Consider the following 13,830-nt stretch of genomic DNA (forward strand, 5'->3'; position numbering starts at 1 on the left):
TTTTTTTTGCCCCCGTTGGGCCCCGCACGGGGGGTTGGCCTGTGTTTTTGGTGCCCCACCACCCCCTTTTCACGGCCCGCTTGCGGGCTCCTACAGGAGGCGGCGGGTAGGGGGGCTCCTTAGCCCGGTCGCCTTGCAAGCTCAGCTTTCCTTCGTTCCTCCATCCCTCGGCGGAACGCATACCGCACAACAACGTCGTCTGACGATACCCCGTAACTCGCGCCGTGCTCTCCCCCTGTAGGAGCCCGCTCGCGGGCGATGCCTTTTGCTCTTGGGGCGCATCAGAGCCAGAGCATCGCCCGCTAGCGGGCTCCTACAAAGGGCGGCGGTGCAGACTACTTCTTGGGCTTGGCCTCCGCCTGGGCCTTGGCCTTCTGCTGCTCCTCCATCCAGTGGCGGAAGGCGTCGATGTGGGGCATGTCGCGCAGCACCTTCGAGTGCGGGTCGACGATCACCAGCGTGCCCGGCGCAGCGTGTACTTCACCGCGGCCGTCAGTCATCGGCAGCGTCTGCACGCTGTCGCCCACGCGTACCTCCAGCGGCATCGGGAAGGCCTCGTTGTGCTGGGTCACCCAGTGGAAGGCCAGCGTATCGCCGTGTCGCTCGCGCACCAGTTGCGGCAGCTTCGCGTCGTACAGGTAGGCCTGGAAGAACCAGCCGTAATCCTTGCCGGTGACCCGCTTGACGATGTCGATGTAATCCTTGGTGGTGGCGTAGCGCGGCTGGAAATTGCCGGGCTTCGGGTCGGGGCGGCCATACACCAGCTCGCGGATACTCTGGAAGAACGCATCGTCGCCAATCAGCCCGCGCAGGGTGTGCAGCACCAGCGAGCCCTTGAAGTAGATGTCGTTGGCCGGGCCACGGTCGGCGTCGTACACCTCATGCTCGGCGTGCGGCTTGCCCGAGACGATCGGGAAAGCGTTCTTCACGCTCAGCCGTTCGGTGTGGAGCATCGCGTAGTAGTCCATGTCGCCATTGAGGTACTGCGCGTACAGCGGCTGCATGTAGGTGCCGAATCCTTCGTGCAGCCACATGTCGTCCCAGTTCACGTTGGTGACCTGGTTGCCGAACCACTCGTGCGCAAACTCGTGTTGCAGCAGCCAGTCGTAGCCGTAGCCGTCCTTCGCGTAGTGGTTGCCGTACGCGTTGAGGGTCTGGTGCTCCATGCCCTTGTGCGGGGTTTCCACCACGCCCATCTTCTCGTCGCCGAACGGGTAGGGCCCGATCTCCTGCTCGAAGAAGTCGAGCATCGGCGTGAAGCTGGCAAACAGCTCCTTGGCCTGCGCCTCGTGTTCGGGCAGGTACCAGAACTCCATCGGGATAGTGTTGCCGTAGCGGCTGGCGTAGTTGCCCTTGAGCTCCTTGAACGGGCCCACGTTGATCGAGATGGCATAGGTGTCCGGACGCTTGATGCGCCAGTGCCAGGTACGCGTGGCGCCATGGTCCTCGACGCCCACCAGCACGCCGTTGCCCGGGGCGGCCAGATCCTTCGGCACGGTCACCCAGGTGTCGACCAGGTCCGGCTTGCCGGTGGGCTGGTCGATGCACGGCCAGAACAGGTCGCAGCCTTCGCCCTCCACCGCGCTGGCCACCCAGGGCTTGCCGCCCGGCGTGGTGCTCCACACGAATCCGCCATCCCACGGCGCGTTCTTCGCCACGTGCGGCGTGCCGCCGTAACGGATACCCACGGTCACCGTCTCACCCTTGGCCAGCGCATGCGGCAGCGCGATGCGCAGCCGGCCAGTCGGGTTGCTCCAGTTGCTGGGCGCCATCGGCTGGTCGCCCAGCGTGATCGAGGCAATCGGCAGGTTGCGATCCAGGTCCAGCACCAGCACGTCGGTCGGCGCCGTGGCGGTAAAGGTCAGTCGCGCGTCGCCGCTCAGGCGCCGATGCGCAATGTCGAGCGTGAAGTGCAGCTCGGCGTGATCGAAATGCACCCGCGTCTGCTCCACCGGCATCGGCCCGCCGGAGCTCAGCGTCTGTGGGGTGAGCGCAGGTTGCTGGATCGCGGGCGACCCGGCGGCGGTGCTGGCACAGGCAACGAGGCCGAGCGCTACGCCGAGCGCCAGCGTGGACAAGCGTGGATGCATGGGAGCTCCTTGGTGTTTCCAATCGGGCAGCATGCCGCGTGGGCGATCGGCGCGACTAGGCCGGAAGTCACGTTTGATTTCAGCGCGTCGGAGACAGGTGGCTCAGTGGCCGTAGCCCAGGCGGTCGATCATGGGCTGCAGCAAAGGCAGCACCGGTTCGAACTGCTCGCGGTAGCCATGCCAGCGATTGACTGCCCGGGTGCTGATGCCCTGGGTGACCTGGGCATAGCTTGGCGTGCTGATGAAGCGCTTGCTGCGTGCATGGTCGGCGAACCGCGCCATGGGTGAGGCGTCGGCGACGTCGAGGAACGCCGCCAGGCGAGCGAGGTGCTCGCTCGGACGCTCCACTACGGACTCGTAACGCCACTCGATCACCTGCGGCGCAAAGACTTCCACCTGCCGAAACCACTGCTCGAAAGCCGCGACGTATCCGCGCGCGAGCCGCGGCAGGGACGAGCACAACACCATGAAGGCCGGCGAGCGGAACGACTGCATGGCGCAGCTGAGCAGCACGTCGCAGGGGTGGCGCAGGCACAGGACGATACGCGCCTGCGGGAACAGCCGCATGATCATCGGCAGGCACAGCATGTTGAGCGGATTCTTGTCGACCAGCCGGCGTTGTCCGAGATCCGGAAGCACGCGCCCGACCATGCGGTAATAGCTTGCCCGCAGTTGTTCCACCTCGGTCGCCGTCAGGTTCGCCAGGTCCGCAGGGTAGCGCTGGCCGACCTGCTCCATGCGCTCGGTCAGCTCGTGAATGAAGGCGCGCTCATCCATGGAGCGAAACGCCGGATGGGCATCGAGCATCTGCTCCAGCAGCGTGGTACCCGAGCGAGGGAAGCCCACCACGAACACCGGACTCTCCCGGCTGGCGGGGGCGACCAGCGGCCGCCAGCGGGCGTACGCATCGCGGTCCACCTCCACCATCTGCAGCGGCTGACTGTCCGGCGCCAGCAGTTCGGGCACCACCTCGCGGGCGATCTCCAGTTGCGCGGCGTGGGCCGTGTTCAAGGCCTGCCATGCGTCGGCGTGCAGCCCCTGCCGATCGTATGCAGTCGCCAAGCCGAAGCCGGCGCTGGCACGAGCCTCGGCGTCGACCTGCAGCGCGAGCACGCGCTGGTATAGCGCCGCGGCATCGGCCCAGGCCCCGGCGCGCACCGCCAGTGCGGCGTGCGCGCGCCAGCCGTCCGCGCGTGCCTGGCTGGCATCCGCTGGCAGCGCATCCAGTGTCGCCAGTGGCGCCTGCTCCAGTGCCTGCCGCGCCGGTTCCAGTGCGTTGCTTCGCTCGTACAGCAGGGCCCGCTGCGCGGCGATGCGCAGCCGCAGAAGGTCGCCCTGCGGCGGGCCCGGCAACTGCGCCCGTGCCAGCGTGCGCAGGGCCGCCTCCAGGTCGCCCTGGGTCGACAGCATGGCGGCCAGGATCAGTGCCTGCTCTGCCGGTTGGGCGGGCCAGTCGGCCGCCCCGGCAAGCATCGCTTCCTGGCAGGTGTTGTCTGCGCAGACGTAACACGCGTACGCAGCCTGCAGGCGCGCTTCGACGAAGTCCGGCGAGCGGTCCACGGCGTCGAGCAGAGTCTCGCGCGCGAGCAGCCAACAATGCTGCTGGATGTAGAGCAGGCCCAGGTTGTAGAGCACGTCGGCATCGTCGGGAGCGAGCGAGCGAGCCTTAGACAGCGCCCGTTCGGCGGCATCCGTATCGCCGCTCAGCCGACAGGCGACACCCAGGTTGTTCCAGTAGGCGGAAACTTCCGGCCGTCGCTGCGCCAGCTGGCGAAACGTGATTGCGGCTTCGTCGTAGCGGCCGGTGGCCTGCTCGGCCAGTCCGCGCCATACCTGGATACCCTCGTCGACCTGGTCACCGGCTTGGGCAGCCAGCGCGATGACACGCTCCATGTCGCCGGCGTTGTAGGCGCTGGCCATGGCGCTGGCGAGGTGGGCGGCGGGATCCGGCATGCGTCTCTCACTCGAAGTCGGCACCCGCATTATGCAAGAGGGGCCGCGGGTGACCCACGGCCCCTCTGGATGCCATCAAGGCCCTGCGGCCTTTGCCGGCGTGCTACGCCATCAGAACTTCACCGTCGCGCGAGCCCAGTAATAACGGCCGAGAACGTCATAGGTGGCGGTGTCCACGTTGTAGTTGGAGCCGTTCTGATAAAGCAGCGGCGGTTGCTTGTCGAAGATGTTGTCCACGCCGACGTCGAAGCGGGTGTGGATCGACGGCACCGCATAGCCCAGCTGGATCGAGTGATAGATCACCGAAGCCACTGGGATGTTCACGCCGGTGATCGCGGCGTCGGCATTGAGGGCGGTCAGGCGATGGATGTAGCGCGACTGCCACTGGGCGTTCCAGTTGCCCTTGTCCCAATTGAGCGTGGCCGTACCGCGCCAGCGCGCGATGTTGCCGAACTGCGGGGTAAAGGTGCCGGCGTAGTTGATCGTCTTGGCTCCCACCTGACCGGGGGTGGCGTTGACGTTGTACGTAGAGGTGTAGCTGGTGTTCAGTGCCGCCCGGAAGTTGCCGGGGTCCATGCTGCCCACGTTGAAGTGCGGCAGCTTGTAGCGCAGCGTGTAGTCGATGCCGCTGGTGCTCAGGTTGCCCAGGTTCACCACCGGGGTGTTGATCAGGAACACCTGGCCGGGCTGCTTGCTGGTGTTGTCCTCGCGATGGATGAACGAGCAGTACGGGCTGGCGGCATTGTTGAAGCACGAGCTGACCACCGTGTCGGCCTGGATCGCGGTGAGCGTGTCCGACAGATAGATGTGCCAGAAGTCCAAACTGGTGGACACGCCCGGCAGCCAGTCGGGGTCGTACACCAGGCCGAAGTCGATCGACTTGCCCTTTTCCGGCTTCAGCGTGGCGCCCACCGTGGCGGCGCCGGAATAGAACGTGTTGACCTGTGCCGGCGAGTTGCCGGCCCAGTTCACCGGCACGTACTGGCAGGCCACCGGATGCGCCGCCAGGTCGGCTGCGCTCAACCCCACGCAAGGATCGTTGAGGTTCGGCTGCACCAGCGTGCGGCCGTCGTAGAGCTCGTTGAGGTTCGGCGCCCGGAATACCTGGGACACCGTGCCGCGTACCAGCAGGTCGTCGGACGGTCGCCACTCGATCGCCACCTTGCCGTTGGTGGTGGTGCCCGTGGTGCTGTAGTTGGAACTGCGCACACCCAGGTCGATGTTCAGCGAACGCACCCACGGCTTGTCCGCCAGCAGCGGGATCAGCGTCTCGGCGAAAACCTCCTTGACGTTGAAGCTGCCGCGCCCGGGCGAGCCGCAGGCTTCCTGCAGGATCTGGCAGGTGGTGGTGACCGGGTCGAGCACCGCGAAGTCGCTCACGGTGTAGTTCATGAACTGCTTGCGATACAGCGCGCCGACCGACAGCTGCATCGTGCCGGCAGGCAGGTCCCACAGGTCGCCGCTGGCGTCCACCTGGGCCTGCTTGGTCGACTGGGTGAACACGTAGATCGGTGTCTTCACGCCCGCGCTCAACAGCGAGCCCACGCTCGGGTCTGCCTGGTTGAAGATGTTCGCGCCACCGTCGACGGCAGCCTGCAGCGCGGGGATATCCACCTCGTTGGTGTCACGCTGGTCGCGTTTGGTGTGGCTGTAGTTCACCGAGGCATCCCAGATCCAGCTGCTGCTCTCGCCGAAGTTGCCGCGCAAGCCCGCGTTCACCTGCCCGGTATTGGTGGTGTAGCTGTGCACGCGCGTACCGGCACCGGTCAGGCGGGTCTGGAAGTTGTAGCCGCTGTTCGGGTCGCCGTTCACCGGGTTCTGGCTGAAGGTGATGCCGAACGGGTTGATCGGATTGCTGGCGGAAATGATCAGGCCGTCGCCGGTGCCCACCGGCGACGGCGCATCCTGTCCGCTGGACACCGTGTGGTTGTAGAACGCATCGACGAACGCGGTGACGTTGTCGGTGATGTTGAAGCTGCCCAGCACGAAGCCGTTGGTGCGCTTCTGCGCGGTCTGGATGTAGTTGAGCGCCGCGTAGTTGTAGGTATCGGAGGCGAGACGGCAGCGGTAATCGCCCAGTGCCGAGCCATCGCCCGACGCCAGGGTCACCTGAGCGGTGCCGGACGAGTTGACGGCGCAGCCGTACTGGGCGGCGACCGAGGCCGGCACCTGGATGCGGCCGGTCGGGATCGAGCTGGAGCCAGCCGCCACCACGGCGCCGCTGGACAGGTACAGCTGCTGGCGGGAGAACTTGCGCCGCGCGGCCAGGGTCTCGTCGTACTTGTTGTAGTCCAGGCCGGCGGCGATGCTGTAGCCGTCGCCGGTGGTGCCTGCGGTGAGGTTGAAGCCGTGGCGCTTGGCGTCGCCATGGCTGGAGATGCCGTCATTGAGGCTGAACTGCGCCCCCTTGTAGTTCTTGCGCAGGATGAAGTTCACCACGCCGCCGATCGCGTCCGAGCCATACACCGTCGACGCGCCTTCGGCCAGCACGTCCACCCGCTCGATCATGTCCGGCGGAATCAGGTTGATGTCCGGGTTGGACATGCGCTGGCCGTCCACCAGCACCAGTGTGCGATTGATCCCCAGGCCGCGCAGCGAAACACGCGAAGCGCCATCGCCGGCCTCGAGCAACGGGCTGGCCACGCCGCCGCCGTTGCTGTTGTTCTGTGGGTTGGTGGCATTGCCCGAAATGCTGGGCAACTGCTGCAGCACGTCGCCAAGCACGGGCTTGCCCGAATTGGTGAGGGTCGAGCGATCCAGCGTCACGACCGGACTGGCCGTTTCCACATCGACGCGCTTGATCAGCGAGCCGGTCACCACCACCGATTGCAGGGTCTTCGCGTCCTTCTTGGACGGCGGCGCCGTCTGGTCCGTGGACTGCGGATTGTCAGGCGTGGTGGCTTGCGCCTGCGCCGCTCCGGCCACCGAGAAAATCCCCGCGCACAACGCCGTACGCACTGCCAACGACAAGCGATTCAAGTCGTGTTTCATATGCTCTCCCCGGTGAAGTGGATTCCCCTCCAACTCCCGCTTTTTCAAGCGTCTCGAGTATGCCAGCAAGGGCAGATCGGCCAGCAAGTGCCGGGGCGCAGCGACGGGACCTACGTCGCGCTACAAGCCTGAGCGGTTGAAGTCGCCGATAGCCGCGACCAGGTCGGTCACTGCCAGCCGCTCCACCTCGGTCAGGTCGGGGTTCCAGCTGTCCAGGATCAGCACCACCCGGGTCTGTGCGCTGTGGTTCCACGCTTCGTGCTCGAAGGTATCGTCGAACGTGACGCAGCGGCCTTCTTCCCACACATGGGTCTGGCCGCCCACGCGCAAGGCGCAATCCGGCGGCACGATCAGCGGGAGATGCGTGACCAGCCGCGTATTGGTGACCCCGCGGTGCGGCAGGATGTGGGTGCCGGGGCGCAGCACCGAGTAGAGCGTTTCCGGCGCGTGGTCGCGAATGCGCACCAGCGGCAGTGTGTCGAGCAATGCGCTGGTGTGCGGGCAGCGCGCGCAGTTAGCGTCGTAGCGCTCGCCGTGGCGGTAGAAAAAGAATGCGTCCCAGGCGGCCGCCTCCGCGCCGGTCGCCCCGAGCAGGTTGGCCGCCATCGCCTCGGCCGACGGTGCCCCCAGAAACGGCACCAGCGGGTCGTCCGCGCTCGCCAGCACCGCGAGCAGTTCCCCACGTATCGTCTCCACCGCCTGCTCCAGCCGCGCATGCTCGGAAAAGCGCTCGCGCGGATAGAACGGCTGGCTCGGCACACCCGGGAAGTACAGAAACAGGGGGCGCTGCCGCGGATCGGGTAGAGGCGCAGGCAGCTCGTGCAGATAGATCGCCAAACATTGGTCGACTCGGGCCAGTTCCGTGCGCCCGTAGCGCTGGCGCAGCGGCTCGATGACGGCGTCGAACAGTTCGCGGCGCGTGGCGGCGACATACCGCGTGGCGTGCTTCACGGCATCGCGCAGCCCTGGCGCGGTGGTGTCGTCGCTGAGCCAGCGGCCCTGTGCCTGGGCAGCGTTGATCGCGCCGAGGTAGGTCATGGCGGCCTGGCGCCGTAGCCCCTGCTGCTCGAACACCACGCCGAGGCGCAGCTGCGCGACGAACAAGCCCGGTGCCAGCCCAAGGGCCGCCTGCAAGCTGTCCGCAGCACCTGCCAGATCACCGGCCTGCACCTGCGCCGCGCCCAGCTGATGCAGCACTGCTGCATCGTGCGGATGCGCCTGCAGCGCAGTGCGCAGTCGCGCGATCGCCCGCGTTGCATCGCCGCTCTCGAGCTCGCGCGAGGCCAGAAACTGCAGCGCTTCGGCGTCGGTGGGGAGCTGCTCGAGCAGACGCGCAAACGCCTGCTCGGCCAGCGCGAGGTCGCCGCGCTGCAACGCCGCCTGCGCCTGCGCGCGGCAGTCGGCGGTGGCGGTCTGCGGCCGGTGGTCCATCGGCGTCGTCATGGGCGCAGCGTACCCGACCGGTAAGCCCGCGCTAATGGCCGAGGGAGATCAGCGCGGGTAGCGGCTCTGCAAGAAGGCGAAGAACGCGCGCAGGCCCATCGCCTCGCCGCCGCGCGGGCGGCCGGGGCGGTCGGCGTCGTTCCAGGCGTAGGTGTCCAGGTGCATCCACGCCTGCGACTCGGGCACGAAGCGCTCCAGGTAAAGCGCCGCGGTGATCGCGCCGGCATGGCGCGAGCCGCCGGCGTTGGCCATGTCGGCCAGGTAGGAGTCCAGCATCTTGCGATACGGCCGCCACAGCGGCAGTTGCCACAGCGGGTCGGCGGTGCGCTTGCCGGCGGCGAGCACGGCGTCGGCCAGTTCCTCGCGATTGGCGAACAGCGCCGGCAGGTCCGGGCCCAGCGCCACGCGGGCGGCGCCGGTGAGGGTGGCAAAATCCACGATCAGGTCGGGCTTGCCCTCACTGGCGTAGGCCAGCGCGTCGCACAGAATCAGCCGGCCCTCGGCGTCGGTGTTGTCCACTTCCACGGTGATGCCGGCGCGGGTGGTAATCACCTCGCCCGGGCGCATCGCGTTGCCGCTCACCGCGTTTTCCACTGCCGGCACCAGCAGGGTGAGCCGCACCGGCAGCTTCGCCTCCATTACCAGCGAGGCCAGCGCAATAGCGTGCGCGGCGCCGCCCATGTCCTTCTTCATCCAGCGCATGCCGTCGGAGGGTTTGAGATCCAGCCCGCCGGTGTCGAAGCACACGCCCTTACCCACGATCACCAGCTTCGGATCGCCGCTCTTGCCCCAGCTCAGCTCGATCAGGCGCGGCGCGCGATGGCTGGCGCGGCCCACCGCGTGAATGGTGGGGAAGTTGTGCTTGAGCAGCTCGTCGCCCACCCAGTCGCGCACCTTGGCCTTGTGCGCCTTGCCCAGCTTGGTGATGGCATCGCCCAGATGTTCCGGACCCATGTCCTCGGTGGGCGTGTTGACCAGGTCGCGCACCAGCGTGGTGGCCTGCACCAGGGGTGCCAGCGCTTTCAGGTCGTCGCCCGGAATGGCCAGCGTGGCCGGCGCGCGGCGCGCCTTGCGGTAGCGGGTGAACTGGTAGGCGCCCAGCGCCCAGCCCAGCGCAACGTGCTGCGCGTCCAGCGCCACGCCTTCCTCGGCTAGGTGGTACACGCCCACCGGCAGCGTGCCGGGCAGGCCGGCTAGCGCGCCGAGCGCGTCGTTCCCTTCCACGCCGGCCAGCACGCGCACCAGCTTGCCGTTGGCGTCGGACAGCAGCGCGTGCGTGCCCGGTGCCGTGGTGAAGGCGCACTCGTCCAGCCAGCGCTTCTGCGCGGCGCTTAGCCGTTTGCGCGCGGCGGACAGGCTGGCGGCCGTGACGGCTTCGACGGGAATGCTGCGGCGGTCGCCACGCTTGCGTTCGATCAGGGCGGACATGAAGGCTCCTTGGCGTCGCGCCGTCTCCGGCGCGCTGGCGTGATTAGGTGTCGTCCGACATCGGGGAAACGCAGCGCGTTCGCAACGGGCACATCGGACAACGCGACATGATGCGCGCTTTGGGCGATCGCTGCCTACGCCGGATGCTGTGCCTCGAGCCAGTCGGCGAGGGCGGCCATGTCCGGCAAGTCCAGTTCGGGCGGCTCGCCGAGCTCCGTCGGCCAGGGATCGCCGCGGCGATTGATCCAGGCCGTGCGCAGCCCGGCGTCGCGCGCGCCGGCCACGTCGAGCACCGGGTCGTCACCCACGTGCAGCACCTCGTGCGGCGCCACGCCGAGCTGCGATACGGCGGCGTGGAAAATCTGCGGCTGCGGTTTCGGCACGCCCACCTCGCGCGCGCTCACGTGGTGGCGAAAGTGTGCCGCGATGCCCACGCGCTCCAGGTCGGCGTTGCCGTTGGTGAGGCTGGCCACCGGCCAGCGCGCGGCGATGCGGCGCAGCGCCGGCAAGCTGTCCAGGTAGAGCTCCACCCGGTTGCGCGCGCTGAAGTACACCTCCCACAGCGCTTCCACCGGCGCCTCGTCCAGCCCGCAGGCGGCGAACGCGTAGCGCATGGTCAGGTGGCGCTGGGTGGTGAAATCGTGCGCCAGGTCCAGCCGCTCGGCGGCGATGCGGGCACGCAGCTCGCGCATCGCCGGAATGGGCCAGGCCGCCGCCACCGCGGGATGGTGTTCGCGCAACCAGGCATCCACATCCTGGTCGGCGCGTTCCAGCGCCGGCAGCACCGGCCACAGCGTGTCATCCAGGTCCAGCGTGACCGCGCGGATGCCTCCCTCCACGGCGATCAGTGCTGGCTGACAACCAGGGTTTGGCCGGGCTTCACGCTGTCGCTGGTGAGGTGGTTCCAGCGGCGCAGGTCGGCCACATCCACCGAGTGCTTGCGCGCGATGGAGAACAACGTGTCGCCGCGGCTCACCTTGTACGACTTGGCGCCCTTCGGCGTGGTGTCGTAGGCGGTGGCGGTGACCTTGGCAAAGCGGCTGTCGTCGGCCTTCTCCACCGTGGTGGCTTCACCGCTCACGCCGGCCAGGCTCGCACGCGGCGCGGCCGCGGCCTTCTTCGCTTCGGCTTCCTTGGCGCGACGTTCTTCCAGCGCCTGGCGAGCGGCCAGCGTGCGCTCGGAGGTCGGCGCCTGCGCCGCCTGCGAAGCGTAGGTGGCGCCCGGCGCGGCGATCGGCGGCTTGGCGGCGGTCGGCGGCACGGCGCGGGCGCCCACTTCGGCCAGGATGCGCGCGCGGCGCGCGTCGTCCATCGAGGCCAGCGTGGCGCCGTCCTGGTAGGGCACCAGGCCGTGGCGGCGGATCACCGCCTTGGCCGCGTCGGAGTTCACGAAGTCCACGAACTCCTGCGTCTGCGCGGCCTTCGGGCTGTTGGAATTGGTGATCAGGTAGAGCTGGGTGAACAACGGATAGCTGCCGCTGGCCACGGTGCTGGTGGAGGGCGCCACGCCGTTGATGCGGATCATCTTCATCTTCGGGTTGCCCACCGCGTTGGACAGCGTGGTGGCGCCGAGCCCCTTGGGATCGAGCGCAATGCCTTCCTGCAGCTTGGTGGTGTTCACGTACAGGCGCGGCGCAGCCACCGGCTGGGTGCCGCGGCCGAACAGCAGCTTGCGCAGGCTGAACTCCACGCCGTCGGCCGGGCTGGCCACGGCGTACAGGTCGATCGGCTCGTTCTTGCCGCCCACCTGGCTCCAGTTGGTGATCTTGCCGTAGTAGATGTCGTGCACCTGCGACAGCGTGAGGCTGCTCACCGGGTTGGACGGGTGCGTCACCATCACCAGGCCGTCCCACGCCACCGGCGTGAAGGTGAGGCCGGCTTCCTGCGGGCTGCCGCTGGCGCCGCGCGCCGCGCCGGCCAGGTCCGCCGTGCCGGTGCGCACGGCATCCAGGCCCGAGGCGGTATTGAACGTCTGCAGCTCGATGCGGCCGTGGCCGGCCTTCTGCCAGGCCTGCGCCACGTCGGTCACCACGCCATGCGCCACGGTCACGTCGCCGCGCCAGATCAGCGAGCCGCTCGCGCTCGGCGCGGACTTGCCGTGGGCGGACTTGCCGCTGGATCCGTGCGTCTTGGCGACAACGGGCGTGGTGGCGACGAGGCAGGCACCGATCAGGGCGACAGGCAGCAGACGGACTAGACGGACGGACATGATGATGAGCTACCTCGGACGACGTGCTTGGGAAAACCACAGGGCGTAACGCGGCGCCTTGCGGGCAGGGGCAAGGCGGAAAGAGGGCTATTTCATCGGTCCGCCCCCCAAACATCAAGCACGCGCAATGGCTGGCGTTAAGGAAGCGGCGCCCCTGTGCGCCGCTTCACTGTCCGCCTGTGCGCCGGTCGTTAGCCGGCGCGTCAGTTCATCAGTACGTAGTGCATGCCCTGATCGTCGGCAATCGCCAGCGCCAGCTGGCGCGGACGCACCCCGGCCAGCGCCTGCAGCCCGCGCACGCTGGTGATGCGGCGGTTGCCGATGCCGATCAGCACGTCGCCCTGCTGCAGCCCCGCGCGCGCGGCGATGCTGCCCGGCTGCACCGCGGTGACGCGCACACCAGCCAGCCCCTGCGAGCGCTCGCTCTGGCTCAGCTCACTGAAACTTACGCCGGTCAGCCGCGGGTCGAGCCGCGCGCCTTCCACCGTGGCCAGCTTCTCCGCCGCCAGCGTGGCGTGTACCTGGCGCGTCTTGCCCTCGCGCAGCAGGCCCAGCGTCACCTCGCTGCCCAGCGGCAGCAGGCCCTCGCTGTTGCGCAGCTCGTCGCTGTCGCGCAGCGGCTTGCCGTTGAGCGTGGTGAGCACGTCGCCAGGCTCGATGCCCGCGGCCGCCGCCGGCGAGCCCTCGCTCACCCGCGTTACCACCGCGCCTTCGGTGTTGCTCACGCCCAGCAGCTTGGCGATGCGCGGGGTGATGTCCTGCGTCTGCACGCCCAGGCTGCCGCGCTGCACCTTGCCGTGCGCAATGAGCTGCTTCATCACCTCGCCAGAGAGGTTGGTGGGAATCGCAAAGCCGATACCCGCACTGGCGCCCGACGGCGAAAAGATCATCGAGTTGATGCCCACCAGTTCGCCGCGCAGGTTCACCAGCGCGCCGCCGGAGTTGCCCGGGTTGATCGAGGCATCGGTCTGGATGAAGTTCTGGTAGTTGGTGCCGCCCAGGCCTGAGCGGCCCAGCGCCGAAACGATGCCCGAGGTCACCGTCTGGCCCAGCCCGAACGGGTCGCCCACCGCCACCACGAAATCGCCCACCTGCAGCTTGGAGGAGTCGGCCATCGGCAGCGCCTGCAGCCCGCTGGCCTTGATCTGCACCACCGCCACGTCGGTATCCGGGTCGGTGCCGATCAGCGTGCCCTTGAAGTTGCGCCCGTCCTGCAGCGTCACCGTGATGTCGTCGGCGCCGCCCACCACGTGGTTGTTGGTGAGGATGTAGCCCTTGGCCGCATCCACCACCACGCCCGAGCCCAGACTCTGCTCGGTGCGCTCGCGCGGCGTGTCGGGCAGGCCGAAGAACTGGCGAAACAGCGGATCGTCGAAATACGGATCGCGCACCGGCACGCGCGTCTTGGTGGAGATGTTCACCACCGCCGGCGTCACCTTGTGCAGCATCGGCGCCAGCGAAGGCATCGGCTGGCCATCCACCGCCGGCGGCAGCGCTGCGCGGCTGGTCAACGGCAGCGCGCCCAGCGCCAGCACGCTGCACAGTCCGAGCGTGCGCGTGATGCGACCCATCCAGTGCTTCATCGATTTCCTCCTCGTTCGTGCGATCTCGTGCCATGCGGCGCGGAGCGACCGATCATCCGCCGCCGCGAACCGCTGTTCGACTGCCGCCGCGCGCATGGGTTCCGGCGAGGCGATGTGCGGGGTGTCGCAGGGC

At 68.2% G+C, this 13,830-nt stretch carries 8 protein-coding genes; all 8 read right to left on the reverse strand.

What is annotated here, in order from left to right:
- Positions 1–335: 335 nt before the first annotated feature.
- A complete protein-coding gene (locus tag ACTHJF_RS04180; protein ID WP_440265993.1) occupies positions 336–2,090 on the reverse strand; it encodes a M1 family metallopeptidase in 1,755 nt (584 codons plus the stop codon).
- Positions 2,091–2,192: 102 nt separating this feature from the next.
- Entirely contained in the window at positions 2,193–4,043 is a 1,851-nt protein-coding gene (locus ACTHJF_RS04185; RefSeq protein WP_440265994.1) for a sulfotransferase, read from the reverse strand.
- Between the two features lie 111 nt (positions 4,044–4,154).
- Entirely contained in the window at positions 4,155–7,034 is a 2,880-nt protein-coding gene (locus ACTHJF_RS04190; RefSeq protein ID WP_440265995.1) for a TonB-dependent receptor domain-containing protein, read from the reverse strand.
- Between the two features lie 120 nt (positions 7,035–7,154).
- Positions 7,155–8,477 carry an aspartyl/asparaginyl beta-hydroxylase domain-containing protein gene (locus ACTHJF_RS04195; RefSeq protein WP_440265996.1) on the reverse strand — a complete coding sequence of 441 codons (1,323 nt, stop codon included), beginning with the start codon at positions 8,475–8,477 and terminating at the stop codon, positions 7,155–7,157.
- A gap of 48 nt (positions 8,478–8,525) precedes the next feature.
- Positions 8,526–9,905, reverse strand: a complete 1,380-nt coding sequence (locus tag ACTHJF_RS04200; RefSeq protein WP_440265997.1) for a leucyl aminopeptidase family protein — start codon at positions 9,903–9,905, stop codon at positions 8,526–8,528.
- 134 nt (positions 9,906–10,039) lie between these two features.
- A complete protein-coding gene (locus tag ACTHJF_RS04205) occupies positions 10,040–10,744 on the reverse strand; it encodes an HAD family hydrolase (protein WP_440265998.1) in 705 nt (234 codons plus the stop codon).
- A 5-nt stretch (positions 10,745–10,749) separates the two neighbouring features.
- Entirely contained in the window at positions 10,750–12,114 is a 1,365-nt protein-coding gene (locus ACTHJF_RS04210) for a LysM peptidoglycan-binding domain-containing protein (protein ID WP_440265999.1), read from the reverse strand.
- A gap of 203 nt (positions 12,115–12,317) precedes the next feature.
- On the reverse strand, positions 12,318–13,697 hold the full coding sequence (locus ACTHJF_RS04215; protein WP_440260274.1) for a DegQ family serine endoprotease: 1,380 nt from the start codon (positions 13,695–13,697) through the stop codon (positions 12,318–12,320).
- Positions 13,698–13,830: the final 133 nt, after the last annotated feature.

It is taken from the genome of Dyella sp., from assembly GCF_051962475.1.
Lineage (GTDB): Bacteria > Pseudomonadota > Gammaproteobacteria > Xanthomonadales > Rhodanobacteraceae > Dyella_A.

What these genes read in the sequence shown, in the direction of transcription:
- ACTHJF_RS04195 (WP_440265996.1), bottom strand. Translation starts at nt 8,477, where the DNA reads ATGACGACGCCGATGGACCACCGGCCGCAGACCGCCACCGCCGACTGC.
- ACTHJF_RS04190 (WP_440265995.1), bottom strand. Translation starts at nt 7,034, where the DNA reads ATGAAACACGACTTGAATCGCTTGTCGTTGGCAGTGCGTACGGCGTTG.
- ACTHJF_RS04180 (WP_440265993.1), bottom strand. Translation starts at nt 2,090, where the DNA reads ATGCATCCACGCTTGTCCACGCTGGCGCTCGGCGTAGCGCTCGGCCTC.
- ACTHJF_RS04185 (WP_440265994.1), bottom strand. Translation starts at nt 4,043, where the DNA reads ATGCCGGATCCCGCCGCCCACCTCGCCAGCGCCATGGCCAGCGCCTAC.
- ACTHJF_RS04200 (WP_440265997.1), bottom strand. Translation starts at nt 9,905, where the DNA reads ATGTCCGCCCTGATCGAACGCAAGCGTGGCGACCGCCGCAGCATTCCC.
- ACTHJF_RS04215 (WP_440260274.1), bottom strand. Translation starts at nt 13,697, where the DNA reads ATGAAGCACTGGATGGGTCGCATCACGCGCACGCTCGGACTGTGCAGC.
- ACTHJF_RS04210 (WP_440265999.1), bottom strand. Translation starts at nt 12,114, where the DNA reads ATGTCCGTCCGTCTAGTCCGTCTGCTGCCTGTCGCCCTGATCGGTGCC.